Genomic DNA, 24,981 nt, shown 5'->3' with positions numbered 1-24,981 from the left:
TTTACCGTAGGGGGAGTCTCTCTGCGGTTTTTTTCATTTTTCAGGGTAATTGAAGGAGGTGATAATAAATGATATTAAATATTTTTTCTCTCACGATAACTATTACAAAACGTGAGACTTCTCTTGAGAAAGCACTTCAATATGAAAATACGAAAAAAATCTTTGAAGAGAACCGAAGAAAAGTAGAAAATTATATTCGTCATCGTCTATATTAATTTTGTTAATTCAAAACATGAAAGGTGGTAATTGAAATGATTTATAGGATCAAAAGAGGTCATGCAGTTTTATGGGTGGAGAAAGACACAACCTAGCCAACGGTAATATAAAGTGACATTATAGCTATTTAACTTTAAAATCTCAGTAAAGCTAACCCGTTCTAACCCAGGACGGGTTGCTTCAGGAGTTATTTTACACTTTTCTAAGCGATATTTTACACATACAACTTGATGTAGTTTAGGGAATTGCGGAATTACAATGTTAGGGAAATTCTAATTCTAAAAGCGTAATTCCCCGATATTAAAATTGAATTTGGCAATTTTTAATTGCTTAATGCCATTCATCTGCCCCGTTAGTACAATAAGTTCAATAAAAAAGGCATTAATTCTTCTCCATTCCAGGACGTGTTTTATTTTTATATCTCAAATTGAACGTACTCCAAGTTCACAAATGCGTCTTTTTTCAATCCTTCCATTCCTTCAACTTATCTACGGAAGTTGCACTGCATACTGCTGAACTCTTTGTACCATAATCATGGAAATATATAATGGGGTGTGAATCTCCGCCTCTAGACGGATTCAAGATAGGTATGAGGCCGGTGTTTTTATGAATTTCCAAATTATATAATAAATAGGTAAAAATATGAATAGAGGAAGCTATTACATCTATCAAAAATGTATAGACACTTTCCTTATTTTCTTCATATTACGATATTATTTCAAGGAGGAATTCTTATGAAAAAAATAATTGGGGTAAGTTTTATTCTATTTGCTGGTATCACATTATCCGGCTGTTCAGGGATAATAGAAAGTTCTTTAGATCCAAGTGATAAAGCTGATTTTGAAATTGCTACTGAACAAGAAACTGGAAGCGGAAGTATTGAGTTATTAACACCAACGATTACAACAAAGGATCATCAATTAGAATTTAGGACGGAAGGAATCGACGAAAATAAAGTGACCTTTATTTCTGTTGCCAATAAAAAAATATTTGAACAGAAAATAAAAAATAATGAATCCTACGAGCTTACCATTGAAGATATCAAAGATGCTCATAGGACGGACTACGAGCCAAAAGTCCAGCTTTGGCAAACGGCAGATGATACGGAAGATGGAGATATCGTAGTCTTTAAACAAGTTAGATATACAGTTGAAAAAGATTAGTTTTCCTGTTAGGCAATTAACCAGAAGAATTGGGATTAATGAACTTTTTAACGCATACCAAATTGTTGTGTAATAAAAGAACATGACAGATTGTTTCTCGGCACAAGTGGATGTTTTTATAGTTTGGATAACTCAAATGGGATTGCTCAAAAAATACTGGATCACATTAGAGGAACAGCCGAAGCCACAAAACTTTAGTAATTGATAAAGCATCACCTGCCGATTTTACGTCCTCTGAAAAATAGAGGGCTTTTTTACTTCGCAATATAATTCAAGTAAGCAATACCACTTTTGAAGGTGCTAACTAAAAAGACACAATTCCTTGTACAAGAATTGTGCCCGGGTGTTGAAGATGACTTTTACTAATCATCTGGATTTTCTGTAAGAATCCAAGGTATATTAGCAACAAAATTCAACTGTAATACTGGGGATGGAAATCCTTCTGGTACAGATGCTAAATCCTCTGAAAATCCAAATGTAAAATTCTCTACCTTAAAAGTATTCAGTTCATTAAAGTTAGAGGATGTACACAATTCCCCTTCTAATACTCTCCCGACAAGATGATAATCTCCTATGTATAACCGTACCCCAGCTTCCTCAGCAGGGAATTCGGAAAGCTCTGCTGGTTTTGTAGGGAGAACTCCTAATTTGTTGAATATTTCGGAAACGGAAGTCGCTAAAACCTTAGATGCTTCAATATAATTTTTACAGTATAAGCAGTTACAAACCTCTATATCTTTACTATAAAATTCTCGTGTCTTAGCAAGATCGACTTCTACAAACGATTTCCCTATTCTAATTTGTTGTAGCATTAAAATATCCCCCTCTTGCAAAATCTCCACAATCTTACGACAGTTTTAACATAACGGTCCTATTTTTCTTTGGAAATTCTATTCAATAAAATGGCCCTTTAATGGAAAATGACGCATCCTTTATTAAAGAATTGCGCTCGGTTGTTGAAGAGTGTTATTTCATTGACCTTGCAATTTCTAACATTTGATTCTGAAATAAACGGTAACTCAGTATTTCTACAGAAGTACCATCTTGGGCCCATCTAAGTAATCCTTCAGTGATGAGTTCTCCATCATGTTCTACTTTGCCGCCATTGCCCCATTAGCCAAGGAGAAGTTTGGATTTCTAATGTCCAATCGTCAGGAATCCTGGTTGGAGTTAAAACGGTAAAGCCAACTTCTTTCTGTATTTCAGCTGTAGTTTTGCTATGGTGATTATACTTTATTTCTTTAGCCATAATGATCATTGGGTAACAATTAAACAGGATTAGGACAATTACTAAACGCATAAAATTGAAACAGGAAGATAAATGAGGTGACTCTATTTTAGAAAAACTCAGGAAAATTAATATGAAAACTGCTGTATTTATGGGAATTATTTTTTACTCTTTGACTATCTTAATCCACTTTCTTATTATAAGCAAAAGTATTCCGTTTACATGGGTTAATGGTGGAAGGTCTGAATCATTCGCTGAACAGCTGCCAATCTCTGTTATAAATATCGTTATTTCTATTATTGGAGTAGTTTTTACGTTGATTGTCGGGAGAATTAACCTATATAAATACAAAAGGGGAATAACCGTTATATGTTGGTTTTTTGTTGTACTTTGGTCTTTTGGATTTATACAGCAATTGTTTGGAACACCTTTTGAAAAAATGGTTTGTTCGTTAGTATTGCTTATTGGCGTTATCTCGAACTTGCGTATGGCGATTGAAAAAAATAGATGTAGCTATTTAATTAATAAATTTGTGAATAATTATACTTACAATAAAGGGGTGCGTTAGTTTAACAAGCAAATATTATAAAAATAGAACTTCCACAAATCAGGAACTCCCATATTGATAAGTAATATCAACATTAAACTTTAACAGAGCCTAATAAAAAAGCACTTTTCCTTGTTCAAGAAAAGCGCCCATTTATGGAATAGCTTAAATAACATCTCAACCCCAAACTCACTTGCTGCTTCTTCAATTCCCGCCCTAATAAAGATAAGTCTGGCTAACAATCGCAATTATTCTATTCTTCAATAAAGAAATCCACGTAGACCTATATTTTTTTGTACTAATTCAATATTTTCATTCAACATAGCTCAGCTTATTCCGTAGATATTCCTCATAGGTAATTATCCCTTTTCTTTGCATAGGATTTGTATTTTTTCCTTCGACTAAAGAATTGTATAGTTTTCCCGAGAAAGGAATACTTAAAACAGCATTAGTTTCATTGTTAATCTTAATTTTTAACTCCGCCATCTCTCTTAATGTCATTAGATCTGGACCACAGAAATCATCCAATTTTCCTTGTGGGCCTTTATTAACTAAATCGATTAAATAGCTAGCAAACTCATTAACATCCACGCTTTGAAATTTAACCCTTCCAGGAATTATATATTTTTTAAAGAAAGGTTTTGATAAGAATAAGCTTTCAACAAAGCTATGAAACTGAGTTGCACGAGCAATTGTATAGGGTACAGAACTATTTTTTAATAATTCCTCTGCTTTGTATTTAAGTCTATAGTATTTGAAGGGGATTTCCTCAATTCCTACAATTGATGGATAAATAAAAAGTTTTATATGGTGCAGCTTGCTTAAAAGTTTTTCAAACCCAGCAACCTCAATGTTTTTAGCGTTTTTTATCGGACTAGTTGCTGCGTGAATGATTACGTCAACATCTTTTACTGCTTCTTCTAAACCTTCGCCGGATAATAAATCGCTGTACACCCATGGAAAATCTACTTCTTTTGGTTTTCTTCTCGAAGTTATTTTAACTTGATAATCTAAACCTTTTAATTGCTTTAACAAAGCTGAGCCTAATTGTCCGGTTGAACCAGTTACAAGGATTCTCAAGTACAACACTCCTATTCAAATGGATACTCCTGGTATTGTAATATTCAGAAGTTGGTTACTTTATTCTACTAACGTCCCCCTGGTGTAAGCGGTAATTCTTTATAATTTCTCTATAACATATATGAGACCGATATGTGTTTTACTTTCCTCCACAATCTGGCCCTATAACTGAAAAAAGCGACCTTCATTTTATTGAAGAATCGCGACTGATTGAGGAATAACACGAAGAAGTGCTGATCACTTGGAAAATTGTTATGGATTTTTTGCCATAATCGTTCACTACGAACATTCATTCCTGTATATTAAATATATACCAATAGATGGAGGATAAATGATGAATTCAATTGATTTAATTCTTTTAAATTTCAATGAAGTACGAAGAAGAAGTATTAAGCTTTGGACTGCTATTCCTCAAGAAAAATTACATTGGAAACCCGATGATGAAGCAATGACTTGTATTGAGATGATTCGGCATGTTCTTGAAAGTGAACATTATTACCACCTAGCTATTCAAAATCGTGGAAGTCTGGAAGTATTCGATTCTCCTTTCGAACAACAGCCTTTTTCCACGGTAAACGCTGAATTAGATTTTGCTGAACCGTTTAGAAATGACTTCTTAGAAACTATTAAGTCATTTTCAGAAGAAGATCTACTAAACATTAAAATTGATCGTTCCGAATCAGGTTACATAAGAAGTTTAGGCGACATGCTGCTAAGAGTAGCCTATCATGAGTCAGTTCATACTGGCCAATTGCTGGATTACTTAAGAACGGCAAAGGTTCCAAGAATACGAGTTTGGGATTGAGTTTAGATAGGTGATATACCATTTTTATTCGTTACTACGGTATATGTTTCTAATACAGAAAAGCACCCCATTATTGAAGTTGAATCCCATTAAAAAATGTAGATGTACAACGTTAATAAATTTGCTATATACACGTTTTATTCAGATAAGACCCTTACAACATTTTCCACAAAATCCTGAAAAGTTACGTTTTGCCTATCTTTATATACCTTTGCATAAAAAGCTGTATAAATAATGTTCTACAAAAAAGCCGTAAATGTTGATTCAACCACATTTACGGCTTTCGAATGTGCGCCGAAACTTGCATTAGTAATATATTCCCTTTATAAATCAATGATGTTATCAAAGGATGCAACTTTTCCGTTAATTAAAACCTTAACTTTTGCATTTCCAGGATTCATTTTATATATGTACTGTTTTAATTCCGTATTATCTTGATTTTCAGTATTAAAATTAATATTTAGTATGCCATTAATTACTTCTACTTCAGTAATTGTAAGCATTTCTGAGGATTGAAAAATAATATAAGCATTCATACCCTTTTTAATGAGTTGTAATTGGTGTTCCGTATTAATTACATTTTGAACTTTATCAGGAATATCAAAAGTTTGATCAACACTTACACTTGATGAATTACATGCTGCTAACATTAATATGAAGAATAGTATTAGATAAAATAATTTTTTTATAGTAATCACTCTCCAATAAGTAATCAAATAATTTCCGAATAGTAACTATTTCAGCATATTTTCAATAATACCTTCGCAATATAAACAAGATCTCCGTGGTGTCGTTTGATAACATTTCGTAAAAGATTGTTATTCCACAATCAGGCCCGATTGCTGAAAAAGGCACAATTCCTCTTCAAGAATTGCACCCGATTGCTGAATATGGTTTTTGAACTATAGCTCCCGGTCTTAATAAGGAGTTTCTTTAGAAGTAAGCATACATATCAAGCGATAGCGGGGAAAAATCATTTTCTTTTTAATAATGCGAACAGGATGCCAAAAAAGCCGGCCCGGCGGTTCTGATGGTCCAAGGACTACTCGGCCTTTCACCTTCCTGCGGATCCCTGTATCCGGTCCTTGAGTCGAAGATAGTCAATCCGACGCACTATTTATTAGTATGTAGTTCACCCACGCAGGAAATTTTCCATCTGTTTCCGTACTGCTGCTGGGGCAATTAGTTGAATATGTTCACCTTTATCGTTGCAGGTGAAAATTCCTTTGAAAACGTCGGGCATGGCATCGTACTGTTTCTCTAACTGTTCATGAAATTCTTTGAAACAAAAATAAGGATATTTTTCTAGCAAGTAGGGGATTAAAAAAGCTGACCGCAAGATTTCATATTCCTGATAATTATATGGTGTGCTTTCGGGACGCTTTTTTAAGATTTCCACCATCTTATTCATTAGAACAGTAACTTCTTCTTCGCTTGCAAAGGCAGCATATCCTCTAATGGCAGTAAGCCGCATATCCAAATATCGCTCTTTTTTATATGCTTTTAGAAAAAAGTCCTTTCCGTCCTCTGGCAAGTCAAATACTAATTGCTTTAATAGGGCATTACGTTTGGCAATATCCTTTGTATTAAAATATGTTTCCATGTTTGTGTTCCTTTTGTCCATATATCTCACCTCCATTTATGAGCTGTGAAATTACAGCTTGTTTTTCAGACAGGTTTAGTTCACATACGGTAAGGGAGCTGGATAGTTGCTGTGTTTCTGTTACCTCAAGAACATACCATTTTCTCTTTTTGTACTTACTAGAATCTTCGCACATAGTTATAGATTCTTCATTGCAAATTATCTCTCCACTTGATTTTTTACGTTATATATTCTTTTCGATAGGAAGGTTATTAAAACCTCCATTCTAATTGCACTAAATAATCTGTTACTTTAAATACAAAATTTCACAAACCCGCCTAAACTTTCTCCTGAAAATCTAGGTGCTATTCAATAATATGGCCTGGTTGCGGAATAAAAGCTAAAAGCGATACTTCTACTAAACTGCTCCGTAAGCACAATAAGGCTGGCGTAGAAGGAAGCTTTTAAATGCTGCGAAGGAGAGAACTTAGTAACTATATTCGAAGAGATAATCAATAGTTACAAAACAATTACCATAAGATTTAACAACATGCATACTAAGGACACCACGTGGCAAACTAAAATCACAGAGGTGTATATTGTGAGTAACAGCCCGAAGAAAAATTTAAGCGGTAACGTTCGTGATGGGCAAGCAGTAAGGAAGAATCAAGAGAGTTTGATCATGAACTTGCAAACGAACCTTTGAGTTTCCCTATTATTATTTAAACCTGGTCCTTTAGTTAAATAAGTTCCACAACTTCGTTAGTTGAACAACAAATGAAATTTTTATCATGCTAAACAATTATGAGAAATAAAAACACATTCAGGTTAGAATAGCCATCACTAAAACGGTTATCAATATAAGAAGGAGGTGGATGGATGAAAGAACGAATACTCAAGTGGTTGTTGGTTACGGGGTTTTTATTTTGTTTGCATATAACAGATATCATGACTGTTTATGCGAATGAGGGACCCTTGACAGATGTATCGTGGCAATGGTTGAAAGCGGACCTACAAGCTGATCCGGAAGTACATTTACCTGACCTTAAAGGAGGATCTGAAAATTCCGGGCGGGATACTCAGCAGCCTGTTGACCTAAGAATTTTACAACAACGATATCCAGATATATTTTTTTTACAAGGTCCTACTGATCAAAAACGAGTTGCTTTAACTTTTGATGATGGTCCTGATCCACGTTTTTCAAATAATGTATTAGATGTATTAAAACAGTACAATGTACCAGCAACATTCTTCCTGTTAGGTTCAAAAGCCGTTGCTAACCCTGAAATTGTCAAGCGAATGCAAAACGAGGGTCATGTAATCGGAAACCATACCTACGCCCATCCTAACCTTGTCACAGAATCTGACCTCGGAACCCTCGAGAGGGAAGTAACTAGAACTGAAGATGCTCTTAATGACATTATTGGTTACCGGACAAAATTATTTAGACCACCATATGGCTTCCTATACAATGAATTAGTCGAGAAGCTTCGGGAAATGAATTATTACGTGATTGCCTGGTCGGTTGATTCGTTGGATTGGCAGGAAGATCCGCCGGAAGTTATTGCTTCGAATGTAGTAGACAACATTCATCCAGGCGCAATCATTCTCATGCACGATGGGGCAGAATCGGGTGGAGATCGAACTAATACAATCGAATCGCTTCATCAAATTATCCCAAAACTGCAAGATCAAGGCTATGAATTTGTCACAGTTCCAGAATTGCTGAATGTGCCATTTAAGAAATAGAATGTATCTCTTACATTTACCTTTAATATTTGTTTTTTCTGTATTGCTAATCATAAAAGGCACATTTATTCCATTAAAAAGACAAAGGAGACATATTCCCCACGCTAAAGGGAATATGTCTTCTTTTTTAAGACACTCAAACTTTCACCAATAATATCACTGCCCCAATCACTAATCACTGACACTCTATATAGTCGCCATTATTATTTTTCTTGTTCAACTAACCTGCCCTTTAGCTGAAGAAGACACTTTTCCTTTTTCAAGAAAAGCACCCGATTGTTGAAGAACGGTATTCAACTAAAGCACTCGTTACTTTAAGTACATTTATTTATTCACAAATTAATCTTTTTTACAGGTCATTTAGTGGTAGCCCCAGGAAAATGCGAATTTACAACGTTTAGCAAATTCAAACATAAAAAAAGTCGAATTCCCTGTTCTTTAAGGAAACGACTTTTTTATACGACTTCTTCAAGTAAATCCCCATTAACCTTTTTTGGGGACTATTTGTAATCTCTGCGCAGTGAAATTATACCTGGGCTAGCCCGCCATCTACGAACAATTCAACACCCGTCAAGTAACTGCTTTCGTCTGAAGCAAGGAAAGATACAGCGTTTGCTACTTCTTCAGGTGTCCCAACTTTTCCAGCTGGAACAGTATTTCTGCTATTTTCCAGTACCTCTTCAAGTGCATCACCAAAAAGCTCATCGTATGCAGGTGTAAGAATACCTCCTGGACTAACCACATTTACACGGATTTCAGTACCTTTTAGGTCAAGAATCCAGTTGCGAACTAGTGCTCTTAATGCTGCTTTAGATGCTCCATATACACTAAACGCTGGGTTGCCAATTGATCCAGCAGTAGAGCCCGTTACAATAATAGAACCTACTTTGTCCGGGAATAGTGATAACGCTTTTTGAACAGTAAAGATGGTTCCTTTAACGTTAATGTCGAACGTTCTATCAACCTGCTCTTCAGTAATTTCACCTAATGGAAGGAAGTTGCCGGTGCCTGCATTAGCAAAAAGAATGTCCAACTTACCTTTTTCCTGCTTTATAATGTCATATAGTTTGTCTAAGTCTTCAAGCTTAGAAATATCACCTTGAACACCAGTTACGTTCTTGCCAATTTGGTTAACAGCTTTATCAAGTTCGTTTTGTCTACGTCCCGTGATATAAACATATGCACCTTCGTTTACAAATTTTTGTGCTGTAGCAAGACCAATCCCACTTGTTCCACCCGTTACAAGCGCTATTTTACCTTCAAATTTACCCATACTTAACACTCCTTTAGAATTAATTTTATTTTACGTCTAGTACCTTTAAGTACTTGAAGAACAACTTACAAGATATAGTATCCTTCAGTAGGCACATTATCGGAAGTACCCACTTTTTTGTGATATAGTAACTAAAAAGTAATAAATGTGGAATGGAGAGCTTTAGACATGAAAAAAAAATTTAGTTGTGGGTTTGAAGTGACAAAGGAAGTTATTGGCGGAAAATGGAAAGGCCTTGTATTATACTTTTTAATGAATGGACCAAAGAGAACGAGTGAATTAAAGCGCATTATCCCAAATATAACTCAGAAAATGCTGATTCAAACACTTAGAGAGCTTGAAGCCAGTGGACTTGTGAGCAGAAAGATGTATAATCAAGTACCGCCGAAGGTTGAATATTCATCCACTGAACTTGGAGAATCTCTTAAACCTATCTTGCAGGAGCTCTGTCAATGGGGAGGCCATTATGCGGAGCAAGAGTATGCAGAAGGTGAATATGAAATTGTACAACCAGAACAAGTTTCATATTAAAGGTAATATAATTTCATAGAGATCTAAAGGTATTAGTCATCTTAATCAATACCTTCAGAATAAGGTTTAGGAATACTTGAACGCACTATCAAGATATAATATACACAGTAATACAGCATGGTATAATTACCTAAAACACGGAGGACTACTTTAGATTAGATGTTTCTTATTATTATTTTAACTTACTTAATTCCTATAGTATTTGTAGTTTGGTATCTGATATATTTTCTAAAATTACAAAAAGAGAATATTAAAAACTATTCCAGATAAACTTGATAATATTAAGAAATAGTCGAGATAAACTCGGCTATTTTCATTGTTTAAACTTTCTCTTATTATTCAATTATCCTGCCACTTTAGCAACATAAAGAAAAAGCCTTACCTTTTATTAAGGAAAGCCACAATTTAATTATCCCTGACATAATATCTTTTGAAACATTCTCGGTTGATGTTTTTCAAAACCTTTTATCATATCTTTTCCAAAAATAGTGATGGTTCCTTCCCAAGGTTGTCCTAATAATCCCCATTCAAAATTTTATGAATAAAAAAGTAATAAGCACCGTTTGGAAAGATGGGTGCTGTCCATCCATCAAACTCACTTTTTGAAACTCTAAATGGGGGTTTATCCAATAACCTGGATGCTCATTATAAGTATCTATATCTCCAGACCAATTTATATATGAGGATACATCATAAGTTATAAATGGCTTGGGAACATCAAAAGATGGGAAGTTTGATATGCTTGGTTCAAAATTAAAGTCATTATATATCCTATCCCATACCTCTTTATATTCTAATGTAGATAATTCAACCCTATTTTCCATTTGACTAGCCATCTTTACGATGCTTTTATTGAATATTATTATATCATTGCTTGTTAAACTAACCTGCCCCGTTAGTTTAAGTACAATTCTTCACAAACTCATCAAAATGTTAACATAAATATCCAGAACTTTTAAAGTGTTGTTCAATAAAATGGCCCTTTAATGGAAAGTGACATCTTTCTTTATTAAAGAATTGCGCCCGATTGTTGAATAATGAATGTCATTACAAGGTTATGTTCAGCGATACTCCAATACAACGCTTTGAGAATGTTTAAAGGAGATATATTACCAACTGTTGAATTAGTAAATATAAACTTAACGTTCCCAAACGCCATTTGGGAGACGTAAAGAGGCACTGAGCGAATCTTATTCACTTAGTGCCTCTTCACTTTATATAAAACTAAATTTCACAGTAAAATGAATGAGTCATAGTAATATTTGTAAAAATAATCATAAAAAAGTCACCAAAAGATATTTTCAAGTGTGTAGTAAGTGAAGAAAGGAGTTGATACGCTTTGCAACAGGTTATTTCTACGACTGAAATAGAGATAAACATAGATCGAATTATAGATACATATGGAAATATGTTATTTCGGATATGCCTAGTTATTTTATGCAACGAATCCGATGCTGAAGATGCAGTACAAGATACCTTTATAAAATATTTATCGAAGGCGCCTACTTTTAACGATTCCGAACACGAAAAAGCTTGGTTTATTACGGTAGCAACGAATCGCTGTAAAAATATGCGAAGATACAATATTATTCGTAGACACCTAGATATAAATGACTTGCAGCTTTATTGTAAAAACGAAGAAAATTACGGTTTACTTGAAGCTCTTATGAAACTGCCTCACAAGCAAAAGGTCGTATTATTACTCCACTATGTAGAAGGCTATAAGGTTGAGGAAATAGCGAAAATACTTACCATTACAGTAGCAGCAGTGAAAAAGCGATTACAACGAGGGAGAGAGCTTATTCGTCAAAATTATCGAGAGGAGGAACAATGATGGAGGAACATAAAATAAAAGATGCTGTTAACTCAATTGAAATGTCTAAGGCAATGGAAAATCGGCTGAAAATTAAAAGCTATGACCAAAAGCGAGAAAAGTCGCGTCAAATCAATTTTAAAAAGTGGGGTTCTGTCGCAAGTGTGTTTGGCATTCTTTTACTACTTCTGTTCAACTTGCCGTTTACTAATCATTACGGAAATTCTCAATTAGTCAATTTTACGATTACAGCATATGCGGCGGACAGTACAGGTCATCAACTTTTAAAAGAAAAAACGACATTCGATTTAGGGGTGTTAGATCGGTTAGATGGTTTAACTAGTATAAGTGGGGACGGAGATAATTTAATTTTTACCGATGTTTCACTTCAAGTTTCTGGAGATAATATTGACGTTATTTTATATGAAATTAATAATGGAACTTTTATAGAGGATGTCATCTTGTCAAAGGAAGAAGTAGCCAACAAGGATCAGCTAGTATTAGAAAAAATTAATTATATAATGAATGAACCTAATTCAGAGATATTCAAAGCTATAAAAGACCTTGGTAATACCTTTACCGTTAAATATAGCGAGCAGCAGCATTATAAATACTCACTTGCGATTCCTCCTCACAATTCGATAGAAGAGGACGTATTAATTAGCGTAACTGTAACTTATACAGACGGCACTTCTGAACAACAGGATATTGTTGTAAATCAAGAATCGGATTCTATTTCATTAGTACTTAATTAATAATAAGTCCAAATCCTCGTTGTTTTTTTATACATCAATAATTTAAAATAACGTTCCCAAATTAAAGTTTTGGATTACACCACAAAGGCACGAATGTTGTTAAATCAACATTTGTGCCTTTGCGCTTGAACAATCGATTATATAGTTTACTATATATATGTCATAAATAATTGAAGTAGCTGCCTCTTGCGGAGCTTGTCCATAAATTTGCATAAAAACTTGAATAACATTGTTTATCGTCAAAGTGTTATTCAACAATATGGTCCGATTGCTGAAAAAGGCACAATTCCTCTTCAAGAATTGCACCGATTGTGGAAGATAACATCAAGGAAAAATCGTGCAAGCAAGAAGAAGGGGAATGATTTTATGTGCAGTAGGGGAGGGGTATGGCAACTATTCCTGTTTTTTAGATCATAAACATGTATTTCACTTATTTGATAGCGTTCAATTTTTCTATGTGCGAAACCACTCATATTGAATTAGAAAGGATATGTTCAAAAGTGGAAATTAAAAATTTAATTAGAGTTAAGACAAGGCAGGAATTGAGGGATTGGCTTGAAGAAAATTCAAATACAGCAAGCTTTTGTTGGGTAATAGTAAGCATGAGTGAACAAACTGAAGTCATCCCGTATCTAGATGCAGTGGAGGAAGCATTATGTTTTGGTTGGATTGATGGTATAAAGAAGAAAATATCAGAGACCCGATATCTTCTACGCCATGGTCAGCAAGTTTCGGCATGTTAATCGATAAATTCGGTGTAATGTGGAAATTTAATAGTGATGCAAGTAAATTTCTAGATGGTTTCGTAAATTAATTTCATATTATAAGAGCGGGTGTCCCGTTCACAATTTTTACGAGACACCCACACTCATACATTATTAACAGACCCTGAAGTACCTGTATGATTGGTGATTTCAGGGCTTTTTTATTTCTATTTTAGTTTAAAACTTTCATTTAGAAACAGGGATGGAAGTGGGCAAGGGATATTAATCTATAGCAGGGAGGACTACTAAACCCTGCAGTACAGCATGAATGTATTCATCGGGTGCGTTACTTTGTTGCCCTAAAACAAGCAGGGCTTACTATACAAAAACCATTAAATTAATGACTGGAAAAAGTTATGGTTGCTGTTCCTTGTTACAGAATCACGCCCTTTTAATCATCATTCAGATTTTTGACTTTAAATGTTTATATCATCTGCTATCGTGGGTTCTACAATATCCTTTCTTCGATAAACATTTAAAATGAACCCTAAAACAGCAGCGTAAAAGAGGATTGCACTTCCTCCATAACTAATAAACGGCAGAGAGACTTCCATGATGGGCACGATTCCAAAGGCCATCAATATATTCCAAGTAGTAGGAACGGCAAATAATACAGCACCACCGATTACGATTAATCTCCCATAAAGATCTTTTGTTTTAAATGCATTTTTTGAGATTCTTAAAATAAAAATCAGCAGAACCAAACAAAGACCGATTCCGAATGTCCAACCAAGAGAATAGACGAGGAAGGGGAAAGCAAAATCTGTATGTGATTCTGGCAGCAATTGAAATTTCAAATCATTATTAAGTCCGTTACCGAACCATCCCGCTTTTGCCAGGACATTCCTAACGACCATATACATATATCCGGCTCCATTTGGATCGGCATTTGGGTTTATAAAAGTAGATAATCTAGTAAGAAAATAACTTTGGTGTGAGGTCGTAGTAATAATCATAATGATAAAGATGATACCAGCCACTAGATTTGATACGACTAGGTTGATAGCTAATTTCTTATGAACACGTGCAAATGTAAACATTCCTAGTAAACAGAAAATGTAAATGACCCCAACCATAAAGTTTGGCACTATCATGTAGAGTAATATGGGAATCCAAAATAAAACAAGAATAAATCCCTGTTTTCCCCAACTGCGAAACTTATTTATTTTGTTAAAAATACCGGCCCAAGCCAGGAAAAAGAAAAATAAACTAAATATAGTGCCATCGATTGTTATACCCGGAAGTAAAATCCATCTTTTTGCTCCGTTGACCGTATATCCAAATAAATAGAGATATACGTGAATGAACAAGCCGATAGCATAAAAGTACATCCACCAATTCTTTGATTTTTGATAATTAAAGAAAAGAAATCCAATAATCACAAGAGCAGCTAAGGAGTACCAGATAGCTTGTCTCCCCATAATATGGGTGATTGATGATGAAATCCCAGGGATTCCACCCACTAACGGGAGAAAACTGATACTAGCAAAAACAATAAATAAAGCAATTAGAATCCAATCCATTTTGGGCTTATGAAGGTGATTTAATTTTTCTCCAATAATAAATGGATTGCCCATTTCTTGAATGGCCTTTTCATCTGAATTTTCTTCAGAAAATCCTCTTTTTTTGTAAGATTGACTTAACTCTTGCAGATGATGAGTAAGCTCTTTTTTTATCCTGTTGTGGGCCTCCGTAGATTTGACTTTGGAAGTGACTTTGCTTAAAAATTCTTCAAATTTGGGAGAACTCATAAAGATGCCTCCGTTATGAAGGGATTAAGGGATAATTCTTGTTTAGTGGTATCTTGTTTATAAGTAGCTAAGTATTTTTTACCTTTGGAGTTTAAGGAATAATATTTCTTGTTATTTATCCAACTTGAAGTAAGCATTTCTTTATTTTCTAATAGATGTAGCAGCGTATAAAGCTGCCCTTCATTTTTTTGGAAAGCACGTTCGTTTTTTTGAAAAAGTTGGACGGAAATATTGTAGCCATCCTTTGATTCATGCTGAACAGATTCTAATATAGCTATAATGGTTTCTGTATGAAATTGTGATTGCTGGTTCGTACGAATGGCTTCACGCACGGCATTTTTTCTTTCATTAGAAAAAGAAAAATCCTTGAATATTGATTTTTCCATCGAACTCTTCAGGTTCTTAAATGGATCATTCATCTCCTAAACCTCCTCTATCATCTTGTCTTTTAATAATTCCTTCGCACGCTTTAATCTAGTTTTTAATGTATTTATATTTACTGAAGTAATCTTGCTTATCTCTTTTAAAGACAGCTCTTCATAATAATGTAGAAATACGACTTCTCTGTACTTTAGAGGCAAATTCATGACGGCATTCGTTAAGCTATTTTCTTCACTATGCTTGATAACCTCCTCTTCCACCTGTTTTGACTTAGAGGGGATATGGTCAAATACTTTATTGCTAAGCATTATTTTGCGATAATGCCAGCTTCTTAAATAGTCCTTGCAATGATTACTCGCAATGCGATATAGCCAAGTTTTTATTGTTGACTGCTGATTAAATTGATTTAGTTTTTCATAACACTTTATAAATATCTCTTGTGCTAAATCTTCTGCTATGGTTCGGTTTTTTACATATGTATATACAAGATGCAGGATATCATCGCTGTATTCACGCATTAATTGTTCAATGATCTGCTCACGCTCATCCAGCATCATTTCATCTGTCACCGCCAATTGGTTTAATTCATTCATCTAGTTGTCACCACCTCATATATTTTAGACGAAGCTACCCTTCATTCGGTTTGAAAAATATAATTTTTTTATGACCGCCTGTATTCTAGGGTATAAGTGGAAAAAGGAACAACCTCTTATCAGATTGTTCCAAAATGTTGTAGGTAGGTTAGGTCGCTTTTAAGACTACTTATTCGACTAATGATCCCTTATTTCTCAGAAGGAACTGTAATTACAACAGTTCTAATCAGAATTGCATATTGTTGTAAATCTGCATTTACCGTTACCAAGTAATTTAAGTGTAAACCTCCACAATATCTACTTTGCATAATACTTGTTATGAAACAATATGGCCCGATTGTGAAACAAGAAAATATCCTACCTATCTACACAGGAATTTGATCAAACTTTTTTATAAACGCTCAGGCTTTATTATCAATTATCGAATTTTATTTCAAAGGCACACTTGCAGCATACGGCAAAACAAAAAAGCATCTTGAAAGAATGGATTGGATACTACCCATTCTTTGGAGATGCTTTTTGTATGGAAAGAACAGAAAGTGATGTAAAGTAAATCGGGTTTCACTCTTTCAAATTAAAAAGGAATGCTCCTCAATAATCAAATCCCGCTATCCATGTACGATATTGTTTCGTCTGCCTTGTATCACATCAATTAGGTTTTGCGCTGCAAGCTTGCACATCCCCAGGCGTGTATCAATAGAGGAGCTGCCGATATGGGGCAGGGCTACCAGGTTTGGCAGTGTAAGCAGCTTATGATCGGGGTCGACCGGTTCTTCGGCAAATACATCCAGCCCGGCAGCATAAATATCCCCGTTCACAAGTGCGTCATATAAATCATCCTCATTCACGATGCCGCCGCGTGCCGTATTGATGAGAACGGCCGTTTTTTTCATCAGCTTTAACTCGCGGGCTGTTATCAAGTCTTTCGTTTCAGCGGAATAAGGCGTTAAGATGCATACAAAATCGGATGCTTTCAATAATTCATCGAGTTCCTGATAGACGGCACCAAGCGTTTCTTCCGCTTCATATTTACGCGAGCGGTTGTAGTAGAGTACATTCATATCAAAGCCTTTTGCGCGCTTTGCAACGGCCTGTCCGATGGCGCCGAACCCAATGATCCCAAGGGTTGCGTGGTGAATATCCCGCCCGGTCAAACTGAATATCGACCAGGACTTCCATTCATTGTTGCGAAGGTGCTCCGAAGCTTCGGGAATTCTGCGTGCAGTGGCCATCAGGAGTGCAAAGGTCAGGTCTGCTGTCGTATCCGTTAAAATGCCAGGGGTGTTGGTGACGGTAATGTTTTTTGCCTTGGCCGCTTCCATATCAATATGGTTAAATCCGACAGATAGTGTACTGACCACTTTTAGGTTTTTCGCTTTTTCTAGAAGGGGTGCATCGATTGTGTCAGTGATTAAGCAGTACAGGGCATCGACGTTTTCAATCTCGCGTTCCAGTACTTCCCGTGGAACAGGCGTCTCTTCGGAGTCCCAGCCCGAGACTTCAAAATGCGCCGAAAGCATGTCAACTGCTTCCTCAGGCAATCTGCGTGTTACATACAATAACGGTTTCATCTGTAACCTCCTTGATTATTCAGGCTATGCAAAAGTATCTTTGAACATTATTTTCTTTCCTTTTCTAAAGCAATTGAAAATCTATCTAAAATTGTAACATGACAAACCATAATTTGGCTGTTGAATAGCAGGATACAGGACACCGGTTAAAAAAACATGCCAGATAGCACGATTCCTCTCCTGTTTACCTGATCATGTTCAAAGTCTATATTTCCCAAATTTGCCTATGATGCGTTTGAAAATATAGTATAGTTACTGTAAAAAGCCTAATGGATCGAGGGGAATGGAATAGATGAACATACTAGAAGTTGGGACAAAAATTAAGCAGATGCGGAAGAAAAACAAAATGTCCCAGGATGAGTTAGCCACGCAGATCAATTTAACGAAAAGCCATATTTCGAAAATCGAAAACGGCAAGGCGACGCCGAGCCTGGCGACATTGTCCAAGATTGCGGAAATATTTGATGTACCGATGGCTTGGTTTGTGATTCAGGAGCAGTTTGACGGTATTTCCATTGTCTCTAAAAAAGAGCGCAATGAGACGGTGGAAACGAATGAACTCGGCTATCAATATGAGCTGCTCGCAAATAAAAGCTATATGAGTAATATCAATCCTTCTATTGTCACTGTACATAATGGGGCGGAAAATTTGGCGCCGTATACCCACGATAATGATGAATTTATTTATGTGATTTCCGGGGGTATTATCTTGAAATACGATAATAAATTTTACGAGTTGGAAGAGGGGGACTCCGCTTATTTTTCCGGGAAGAAGGAGCATATTTTTATTAACAACTCTACGGAAAACTCAAAAGTATTGACAATTTATGTTGAGGATTAAAAATATTCGTTTAAACGTAAATATTATCGAAAATACAACTTTCTTGTTTACAATTATGTTCTGACAATTTACAATTGGTGTAATATCATTCAACTAAGTTGAATAGTATTACACTTTTTTATTTTGGGGGTATGGGGATGACTTCACGTATTAAAGGGTTTTATTTACTTTCTGTAGAAGAGCGAATCAAGCTGATCGCTGAGCAATCCAATTTAACAAATGAGGAAGTTGAAGCATTAAGAAGCGGACTTCCATTAGAGCTTGCGGATGCAATGGTTGAAAATGTTATTGGACATATTTCAGTGCCGCTGGGGGTAGCGGCCAATTTCAAGGTGAATGGCAAAGAGGTATTTATTCCGATGGCTACGGAGGAACCGTCAGTCATTGCTGCGGCCAGTAATGCCGCACGTGCAGCATATGAGCTGGGCGGTATTTTTACTTCCAGCTCGGGGACAGTGATGCGCGGGCAGATCCAAGTATTGAATATTGATGACCCGCATGGAGCGAGAGCGAAAATTTTTGAACATAAAGATGAAATCATCGAGCACTGTAACGCAAAAGATCCGACGCTTGTAAAGTTGGGCGGCGGCGTAAAGGATGTAGAGGTGCACTTAATCGATACGGCAAAAGAAACAATGGTTGTCGTACATCTGATCGTCGATACGAAGGATGCGATGGGTGCAAACGCTGTCAATACGATGGCGGAATCCGTTTCACCATTGATCGAACGAATTACAAATGGCCGGGTCGTGCTGCGCATTATTTCAAATTTAGCAGATAAACGTATTGTGCGTGCACGCGGTGAATTCTCGACAGACATGCTCGGCGGTATTGAAATCGCTAAAAATATTGTAAGTGCCTATGAATTTGCGGATGCGGATCCGTACCGGGCTGCCACACATAATAAAGGGGTCATGAATGGTATTACCGCGGCGGTATTGGCATCGGGGAACGATACACGTGCTGTTGAGGCAGGGGCTCATGCCTATGCTGCCCGTTCCGGCAGATACCGTTCGTTAACGACATGGGAGCTGAATAAAGCAGGCAACCTTGTTGGTACACTGGAATTGCCGTTAGCTGTCGGCATTGTCGGAGGGGCTACAAAGACTCACCCTGCAGCAAAAGCAGCGCTGAAAATTATGGGCGTGCAATCGGCAGAGGAACTGGCCAGCTACATTGCCGCGGTAGGATTAGTAGAAAACCTGGCAAGCTTACGGGCGCTTTCAGCAGAAGGCATCCAGTCCGGTCATATGCGTCTGCATGCGAAAAACCTGGCTGTGATGGCCGGTGCAACAGGCGATATTATTGACCGGGTCGTACAGCAGGCGGTGGAAGAAAAGGATTTCCGATATGATCGTGTTTTAGAGATTACAAACTCTCTGCGAGGTGAGTAAAATATGGCGACTACTCAACATAATGAGCAAAAAAATCCAGATGATAAAAAGTTTATCGAGATTTTAGGGGACACTGTTTCCGGTAATCAGTTAATTATTTCGATTATTTTAAGTGTGGCAGCCAGCTTTCTAGGCTATCAGCTGGGCCAGTGGATATTTCCGAAGTTTGCAGAGCCGCAGATGATCAACTCGTATTCACTGCTGACAGGGATTGCCGGTATTTTGATCGTTGTCGCGATCAATACGATTCTTTTTAAACCGAAGCGTATTTTAGTAGAAGACGAGACATCCAGCCATTCCTTAAAGGAAGCGTTTGAAGATTTACAGATTGATATCGACGAGGAAATACGGTTAATCGAGGAAGACCCGGTGACAAAAAAAGAGCTCGAGGATTTTGGTGTGCTTTCCAGCCTGCAAAGCCTGAAAGGAGCGGATAAAAAATGAGTATTTATTTAACAGCGCTTCTTTTTGCCCTTTTAGGTGCGGCTATCTTTACCATCATCGGACTTATTTCGGGCACGGACGAAACAGCGATTATGGTCCCGATCACATTGCTGGTAATCTTGCTGGGGGCGCCTCCTGAAGGTGTCTTTGCCTTCTTTATGGCAGGGGTACTGGCAAAGCATTTAACGCATGCTGTACCTACCGCTTTATTAGGAATTCCCGGTGATACCACGGCGGTCCCGTTAATCGATCACGCTAACACATTGCGCCGTTTGGGGATGCCGCACGTTGCCCTGCGGAAAATGATTTCAGGTGGTGTCATCGGTGCATTTATCGCACTACCGACGGCGGTCCTTTTAGGGCAGTTTTTAGGGCAATTTGCCGACTTCTTTAAATCTTCATCGGGCATTATTTTTACGCTTGCCGCAATTTTAATCGCCTTCTTCTCCAAGGGAAAATGGGCAAGTATTTTAATCATTATTCCATTTGCCTTTTTCATTAAAGCGTTAGACAGCGTCAGCTTTGCGATGCTGGATAAGCATTTAAGCATCACCTTCTTTTTAGGGATCGCTATTGGACCGATGTTTTGTAATATTTTGATGGCGGCATCTCCTGTTGCCAAAAATGATTTAACGCGGGCTAAGCCGAATGAATATAACCTTGCCCCAGAAACGAAATCGTGGAAAGGGTATTTCCCGAATCCATTTAAAATCTTATCGAAACGGCAGTCCATTTTTACGAGCATTACAACGTTTCTTTCCTCCCTCACATTCGTATTCAGTCCTGTAGGGATGACGTCTTTGATGGGTGAAATTGTCGGCTCCCGCACAAAAGGAGCCTATAAAAAATCAACAACGAGTCTTACGGTAATGAACGGTGTAACGGAGTCGACTTATATTGCTGAGGCTATTATTCCTTTAATTGCATTCGGTATTCCGTTAAGCCCTGTAGCACTTGGACCGGCATCGCCATTGTTTAATGCACCGCCCGTGTTTACGGTAGAGCCGGTAAACAACCTGCACACGTTAATGTCTTCATGGGATTTCTTCATTTTCGGGCTGATCGGTATTAGTATCGGGGTATTAATTGCCTATCCGTTTGCGATGAACTATGCTCGTAAAGCGTCTGTTTTGGTATTAAAATATATCAGCCAGGAAGCGATTGTAGCGATGTTCATCGGACTGGCGTTCTTGCTTGCCTATAACGAGGCACAGCTCGTCGGGGTTGTGTTAACATTCACCGTCGCAACTGTCGGTGGTTTATTGAACCGTATTTTAGGTGTCGGGGCTGGTGTCCAGTTCATGGTATTCTACGCATCAAGCTGGATTATGCTGCAGCTGTTCGGCATTTAGCGAAAGGGGGTATATCTGTATGACCTTACCAAAGGCAGTGGAAATAAGAGAAGTCGGCCCGCGTGACGGCTTACAAAATGAGAAAGTATTTATTCCAACCGATTTGAAAGTAGAATGGATCAACTTAATCAGCGAAACAGGCGTCCGGCACATCGAAGTATCCTCTTTTGTCAGTCCTAAATGGATACCGGCGCTGGCCGATCACAATGAAGTATTCGAACAAATCACACGTGATGAAAAAATAACGTATGCAGCACTTGTGCCGAATCTGAAAGGGATGGAAGGGGCCGTCAAACAAAAGGTGGATGAAATCGCGCTATTTATCTCTGCTTCCGAGGAGCACAATCAACAGAATGTGAATGCGTCCATCGACCAATCTCTGCAAAACTTAAAGGCGGTAGCTGAAGCAGCAAATCGTGAAGGCATACGACTAAGAGGCTATATTTCGACTGTATTCGGCAGTCCGTTCGGTGACGAAGTAACGCTTCAGACAGTGAAGAAAATCATTGATGCGTATTTAGAGATGGGCGTTTTGGAAATCTCGCTCGGCGATACAATCGGCGTGGCAGACCCTGTGCAGGTGAAGTCTATTTTATCAGAGCTGCTCACTCAATATGACCGTGATTTATTTGCCCTTCATTTTCATGATACGTACGGCCGCGCGTTAGCGAATATATTTGCAGCACTTGAGTGCGGGATTACAAAATACGACAGTGCGATCGGCGGTTTGGGCGGCTGTCCTTATGCCCCGGGTGCAAGCGGCAATGTATCAACAAATGATTTAGTGAACTTCCTGCATCGTGTAAGCGTGCAGACAAATATTGATGAAGAAAAATTGTTTGCAGCGACGCAGTTTTTACAGCTGGCAATGCATAGACAACCTGACAGTAAAGTGTATAAAGTGCAAAGCAAGTAAGAAAAAGGATGTGGGGATTCTCTTCCCGCATCCTTTTTTAGGTAGGCTGTAAGCAGTATGAGGTAAAGGCTTTTTGTTGCGCTTTTTCGATAAATAGTTCAAGCGCTTAAGACCTCTCCTATTATACCTTCACCGTATAATGTATTCTGTAATTTTTTGCAGCATTGCATAAAATGCAGGTGATGCGAAGTTATACTCGAATAAGTTGCCTTCGTAAAGAACAATACGGATCGTATTTTTATGTCCGACAGTCGGGTTGATATTTGAAGAGTTATTCTTTTGAGTAAGCTCCGTTTTTAACGGGAGCTGGGTAACAAGCAAATGTTTTTCCACTTACATAACGACGTCTCTGCCAGCTTGAAAAAATAGGACTAAGAGGGTAGTGGTAAGTCTTTCTAACGAACTTTCTAAAAATTCAACAAATTTGGTATATTTAAGTTTATGATAGATATATGCGAGAGAATTCGCTACTAAAGGAGGCAATATTCATGAGATTAACAGTTGAACAAATGCTTGTTAGTAAAGGTATTACTCCAAAAGAAGGACATCTAGAGATCTTGGAAGCACGGTGGAAGGAAATGAGTGAGCTGCGGGGGGATTTGGATGGGATTAAAATTGATGACGCGGATATTGCATTAAAAAATATTGCAGGGGGTGATCATCATGAGTAATCTGCATTTGAAATCTGTTGAGGAACTGGCGCCATTGCTTGAATCGAAGCAGTTATCGCCTGTGGAGCTGACAAAAGAGATTTTGGCTTTCGCGCATCAAAGCCAGGAGGCGATTAATTCCTATATTGACTTCTATGATGACGAAGCGTTGAAAGAAGCGGAAAAAGCTGAGGCAGAGATTGCAAGTGGCAATTACAAAGGGATGTATCACGGAATTCCTCTGGCGTTAAAGGATAATTTATATTTTAAGGATAAAGTAACGACGATGGCATCGAAAATTCATAAGGACTTCTCATCGGATGCAGATGCGACAGTTGTCGAAAAGCTGCGGGAGGCCGGTGTCATTTTTACAGGGAAGCTGAGCATGCATGAGTATGCTTGGGGGATTACGAATAATAATCCGCATTTTGGACCGGTCCGAAACCCGTGGGATCCAACGAAGATTCCGGGGGGCTCAAGCGGCGGCTCTGGTGCTGCTGTGGCAGCGGGTGCCAGTGTTGCCTCACTTGGAACAGATACGGCAGGTTCTATCCGCATTCCGTCATCGGCTTGCGGAATCGTCGGGTTGAAGCCTACACATGGCCGGGTCAGCAAGTTTGGATGCTTTCCGCTGGCATGGACGCTAGACCATATCGGGCCGATGACTAAAACGGTAAAAGATGCAGCTGCAATGCTTGAAATCATTTCAGGATTCGATCATCGGGACCCGACTTGTGTCGATCGCCCTGTTGATCAATACGTAAATTACTTGACGGGGGACGTGAAGGATTTAGTCATCGGGGTAAATGAAGATTACTTCTTCAAGCAGGTTGATCACGATGTGGAAAATGCCGTCCGCAAAGCGATTGATTTACTCGTAAGCCAAGGGGCGAAGGTGGAGGTCGTGAAAATTCCATCACTTCAATATGCCGAGTGGGCAGAGCTTGTCACGTCCTTATCAGAAGCCTCCGCTATTCATCATACCAACTTAAAGACAAGACCAGAGGATTATGGCAACGATATCCGATTGCTGTTTGAATTGGGTGAGCTGCCATCAGCAGTAGATTACCTGCAGGCACAGCAGGTAAGGAGACAGCTAAAGGCTGAGTTCACGGAGTTGTTTAAAAAGGTGGATGTATTAATCACACCGACTTTACCGGTTGTTGCAAACGACATCGGCGATGATACTGTCGACTTGAACGGTGAAAAAGTGGACTTGATTAATAATATTATCCGGTTCACTGGCCCAAGCAACTTAACGGGACTTCCTGCCTTGACTGTTCCGTGCGGCTTCAAAGGCAAGCTGCCAATCGGCCTTCAAATTATCGGGCCAGCCTTCAGGGAGGGCAAAGTATTGAATGTAGGCTATGCGGTGGAGCAATTTAATCTGATGGAGAGCAAAAAGCCGGAAATCCTATTGGCAAATCGATAAAAGGCTAATAACGAGATAAAAATTATTTTCCAATAGCACTTATGAATGGTAGATTTTATTCTAGCATTCATAGGTGCTTTATTATTTTGCGGAAAGGGGGCTGCTATAGTAGAAAAATAAAAATTGGATATTTGTGCTAAAATGCAAAGG

At 37.7% G+C, this 24,981-nt stretch carries 25 protein-coding genes and 3 pseudogenes; 17 read left to right on the top strand and 11 right to left on the bottom strand.

Translation table 11 applies throughout. The features are described from left to right. The first annotated feature begins 68 nt into the window (after positions 1 to 68). Positions 69 to 215 (top strand): YrzI family small protein, encoded by a 147-nt coding sequence (locus AA0Y26_RS18080; protein ID WP_413363427.1) that lies wholly within the window; start codon positions 69 to 71, stop codon positions 213 to 215. 735 nt (positions 216 to 950) lie between these two features. After that, positions 951 to 1,379, top strand: coding sequence for a hypothetical protein (locus AA0Y26_RS18075; RefSeq protein WP_413363426.1), 429 nt, complete (start codon positions 951 to 953; stop codon positions 1,377 to 1,379). A gap of 362 nt (positions 1,380 to 1,741) precedes the next feature. Here the strand turns inward: AA0Y26_RS18075 and AA0Y26_RS18070 are convergent, their stop codons facing one another. After that, positions 1,742 to 2,191, bottom strand: coding sequence for a hypothetical protein (locus AA0Y26_RS18070; protein ID WP_413363425.1), 450 nt, complete (start codon positions 2,189 to 2,191; stop codon positions 1,742 to 1,744). A 549-nt stretch (positions 2,192 to 2,740) separates the two neighbouring features. On the opposite strand from AA0Y26_RS18070, the gene AA0Y26_RS18065 reads away from it, so the two are divergent. Beyond that, positions 2,741 to 3,175, top strand: coding sequence for a hypothetical protein (locus tag AA0Y26_RS18065; RefSeq protein WP_413363424.1), 435 nt, complete (start codon positions 2,741 to 2,743; stop codon positions 3,173 to 3,175). 291 nt (positions 3,176 to 3,466) lie between these two features. Here the strand turns inward: AA0Y26_RS18065 and AA0Y26_RS18060 are convergent, their stop codons facing one another. Further along, positions 3,467 to 4,234 carry an SDR family oxidoreductase gene (locus tag AA0Y26_RS18060; protein WP_413363423.1) on the bottom strand — a complete coding sequence of 256 codons (768 nt, stop codon included), beginning with the start codon at positions 4,232 to 4,234 and terminating at the stop codon, positions 3,467 to 3,469. Positions 4,235 to 4,568: 334 nt separating this feature from the next. Between AA0Y26_RS18060 and AA0Y26_RS18055 the strand changes: the two genes are divergently transcribed. After that, on the top strand, positions 4,569 to 5,039 hold the full coding sequence (locus AA0Y26_RS18055) for a DinB family protein (RefSeq protein WP_413368296.1): 471 nt from the start codon (positions 4,569 to 4,571) through the stop codon (positions 5,037 to 5,039). Positions 5,040 to 5,362: 323 nt separating this feature from the next. Here the strand turns inward: AA0Y26_RS18055 and AA0Y26_RS18050 are convergent, their stop codons facing one another. Further along, on the bottom strand, positions 5,363 to 5,689 hold the full coding sequence (locus AA0Y26_RS18050; RefSeq protein ID WP_413363422.1) for a peptidylprolyl isomerase: 327 nt from the start codon (positions 5,687 to 5,689) through the stop codon (positions 5,363 to 5,365). A 482-nt stretch (positions 5,690 to 6,171) separates the two neighbouring features. Continuing rightward, positions 6,172 to 6,663 (bottom strand): hypothetical protein, encoded by a 492-nt coding sequence (locus AA0Y26_RS18045; RefSeq protein WP_413363421.1) that lies wholly within the window; start codon positions 6,661 to 6,663, stop codon positions 6,172 to 6,174. Positions 6,664 to 7,500: 837 nt separating this feature from the next. Here AA0Y26_RS18045 and AA0Y26_RS18040 point away from each other — a divergent pair. Continuing rightward, complete coding sequence (locus AA0Y26_RS18040; protein ID WP_413363420.1) at positions 7,501 to 8,370, top strand: polysaccharide deacetylase family protein; 870 nt, start codon at positions 7,501 to 7,503, stop codon at positions 8,368 to 8,370. Between the two features lie 526 nt (positions 8,371 to 8,896). Here AA0Y26_RS18040 and AA0Y26_RS18035 read toward each other — a convergent pair. Further along, on the bottom strand, positions 8,897 to 9,643 hold the full coding sequence (locus tag AA0Y26_RS18035) for an SDR family NAD(P)-dependent oxidoreductase (protein WP_036198350.1): 747 nt from the start codon (positions 9,641 to 9,643) through the stop codon (positions 8,897 to 8,899). A 168-nt stretch (positions 9,644 to 9,811) separates the two neighbouring features. Here AA0Y26_RS18035 and AA0Y26_RS18030 point away from each other — a divergent pair, with 168 nt between their 5' ends. Beyond that, positions 9,812 to 10,174: a winged helix-turn-helix transcriptional regulator gene (locus AA0Y26_RS18030; RefSeq protein ID WP_413363419.1), complete on the top strand. Its 363-nt coding sequence runs from the start codon at positions 9,812 to 9,814 to the stop codon at positions 10,172 to 10,174. A gap of 409 nt (positions 10,175 to 10,583) precedes the next feature. Here the strand turns inward: AA0Y26_RS18030 and AA0Y26_RS18025 are convergent. Further along, positions 10,584 to 10,998, bottom strand: a pseudogene (locus AA0Y26_RS18025) (DUF2716 domain-containing protein). 515 nt (positions 10,999 to 11,513) lie between these two features. Here AA0Y26_RS18025 and AA0Y26_RS18020 point away from each other — a divergent pair. From AA0Y26_RS18020 to AA0Y26_RS18005, 4 genes and pseudogenes are all read left to right on the top strand, one after another. Further along, on the top strand, positions 11,514 to 12,008 hold the full coding sequence (locus AA0Y26_RS18020) for an RNA polymerase sigma factor (RefSeq protein ID WP_413363418.1): 495 nt from the start codon (positions 11,514 to 11,516) through the stop codon (positions 12,006 to 12,008). After that, positions 12,005 to 12,742: a hypothetical protein gene (locus tag AA0Y26_RS18015; protein ID WP_413363417.1), complete on the top strand. Its 738-nt coding sequence runs from the start codon at positions 12,005 to 12,007 to the stop codon at positions 12,740 to 12,742. The genes AA0Y26_RS18020 and AA0Y26_RS18015 overlap by 4 nt, the downstream gene beginning before the upstream one ends. Positions 12,743 to 13,242: 500 nt before the next feature. Continuing rightward, positions 13,243 to 13,458: pseudogene (locus tag AA0Y26_RS18010) on the top strand (YdeI/OmpD-associated family protein); the annotation flags it as partial. After that, positions 13,443 to 13,556: pseudogene (locus AA0Y26_RS18005) on the top strand (VOC family protein); the annotation flags it as partial. The pseudogenes AA0Y26_RS18010 and AA0Y26_RS18005, both read left to right, overlap by 16 nt. Positions 13,557 to 13,922: 366 nt before the next feature. Here AA0Y26_RS18005 and AA0Y26_RS18000 read toward each other — a convergent pair. The 4 genes from AA0Y26_RS18000 to AA0Y26_RS17985 all read right to left on the bottom strand — a co-directional run bounded on the left by AA0Y26_RS18000 (position 13,923) and on the right by AA0Y26_RS17985 (position 17,802). Continuing rightward, positions 13,923 to 15,257, bottom strand: coding sequence for an FtsW/RodA/SpoVE family cell cycle protein (locus tag AA0Y26_RS18000; protein WP_413363416.1), 1,335 nt, complete (start codon positions 15,255 to 15,257; stop codon positions 13,923 to 13,925). After that, on the bottom strand, positions 15,254 to 15,676 hold the full coding sequence (locus AA0Y26_RS17995) for a PadR family transcriptional regulator (RefSeq protein WP_413363415.1): 423 nt from the start codon (positions 15,674 to 15,676) through the stop codon (positions 15,254 to 15,256). The genes AA0Y26_RS18000 and AA0Y26_RS17995 overlap by 4 nt, the downstream gene beginning before the upstream one ends. Before the next feature lie 3 nt (positions 15,677 to 15,679). Then, positions 15,680 to 16,231 carry a sigma-70 family RNA polymerase sigma factor gene (locus tag AA0Y26_RS17990; protein ID WP_413363414.1) on the bottom strand — a complete coding sequence of 184 codons (552 nt, stop codon included), beginning with the start codon at positions 16,229 to 16,231 and terminating at the stop codon, positions 15,680 to 15,682. A gap of 608 nt (positions 16,232 to 16,839) precedes the next feature. After that, positions 16,840 to 17,802: a 2-hydroxyacid dehydrogenase gene (locus AA0Y26_RS17985; protein ID WP_413363413.1), complete on the bottom strand. Its 963-nt coding sequence runs from the start codon at positions 17,800 to 17,802 to the stop codon at positions 16,840 to 16,842. 292 nt (positions 17,803 to 18,094) lie between these two features. On the opposite strand from AA0Y26_RS17985, the gene AA0Y26_RS17980 reads away from it, so the two are divergent. From AA0Y26_RS17980 to AA0Y26_RS17960, 5 genes are all read left to right on the top strand, one after another. Then, positions 18,095 to 18,643, top strand: a complete 549-nt coding sequence (locus AA0Y26_RS17980; RefSeq protein WP_413363412.1) for a helix-turn-helix domain-containing protein — start codon at positions 18,095 to 18,097, stop codon at positions 18,641 to 18,643. A gap of 137 nt (positions 18,644 to 18,780) precedes the next feature. After that, on the top strand, positions 18,781 to 20,037 hold the full coding sequence (locus tag AA0Y26_RS17975) for a hydroxymethylglutaryl-CoA reductase, degradative (RefSeq protein WP_413363411.1): 1,257 nt from the start codon (positions 18,781 to 18,783) through the stop codon (positions 20,035 to 20,037). Between the two features lie 3 nt (positions 20,038 to 20,040). Beyond that, entirely contained in the window at positions 20,041 to 20,481 is a 441-nt protein-coding gene (locus AA0Y26_RS17970; RefSeq protein WP_413363410.1) for a hypothetical protein, read from the top strand. Next, a complete protein-coding gene (locus AA0Y26_RS17965; RefSeq protein WP_413363409.1) occupies positions 20,478 to 21,833 on the top strand; it encodes a tripartite tricarboxylate transporter permease in 1,356 nt (451 codons plus the stop codon). Before AA0Y26_RS17970 ends, AA0Y26_RS17965 begins: the two co-directional genes overlap by 4 nt. A gap of 19 nt (positions 21,834 to 21,852) precedes the next feature. Continuing rightward, positions 21,853 to 22,749, top strand: a complete 897-nt coding sequence (locus AA0Y26_RS17960; RefSeq protein WP_413363408.1) for a hydroxymethylglutaryl-CoA lyase — start codon at positions 21,853 to 21,855, stop codon at positions 22,747 to 22,749. A 129-nt stretch (positions 22,750 to 22,878) separates the two neighbouring features. On the opposite strand, the gene AA0Y26_RS17955 is transcribed toward AA0Y26_RS17960, so the two are convergent. After that, the gene (locus tag AA0Y26_RS17955) at positions 22,879 to 23,082 is read right to left on the bottom strand and encodes a hypothetical protein (RefSeq protein WP_413363407.1); all 204 of its coding nucleotides are present in this window, start codon (positions 23,080 to 23,082) and stop codon (positions 22,879 to 22,881) included. A gap of 155 nt (positions 23,083 to 23,237) precedes the next feature. Between AA0Y26_RS17955 and AA0Y26_RS17950 the strand changes: the two genes are divergently transcribed. Then, positions 23,238 to 23,420 carry a hypothetical protein gene (locus tag AA0Y26_RS17950; protein ID WP_413363406.1) on the top strand — a complete coding sequence of 61 codons (183 nt, stop codon included), beginning with the start codon at positions 23,238 to 23,240 and terminating at the stop codon, positions 23,418 to 23,420. After that, positions 23,410 to 24,831 carry an amidase gene (locus AA0Y26_RS17945; protein WP_413368294.1) on the top strand — a complete coding sequence of 474 codons (1,422 nt, stop codon included), beginning with the start codon at positions 23,410 to 23,412 and terminating at the stop codon, positions 24,829 to 24,831. Before AA0Y26_RS17950 ends, AA0Y26_RS17945 begins: the two co-directional genes overlap by 11 nt. Positions 24,832 to 24,981: the final 150 nt, after the last annotated feature.

This window comes from Lysinibacillus canaveralius (assembly GCF_047301505.1).
Lineage (GTDB): Bacteria > Bacillota > Bacilli > Bacillales_A > Planococcaceae > Lysinibacillus_B.
This window is presented reverse-complemented; position numbering and strand designations above follow the sequence as displayed.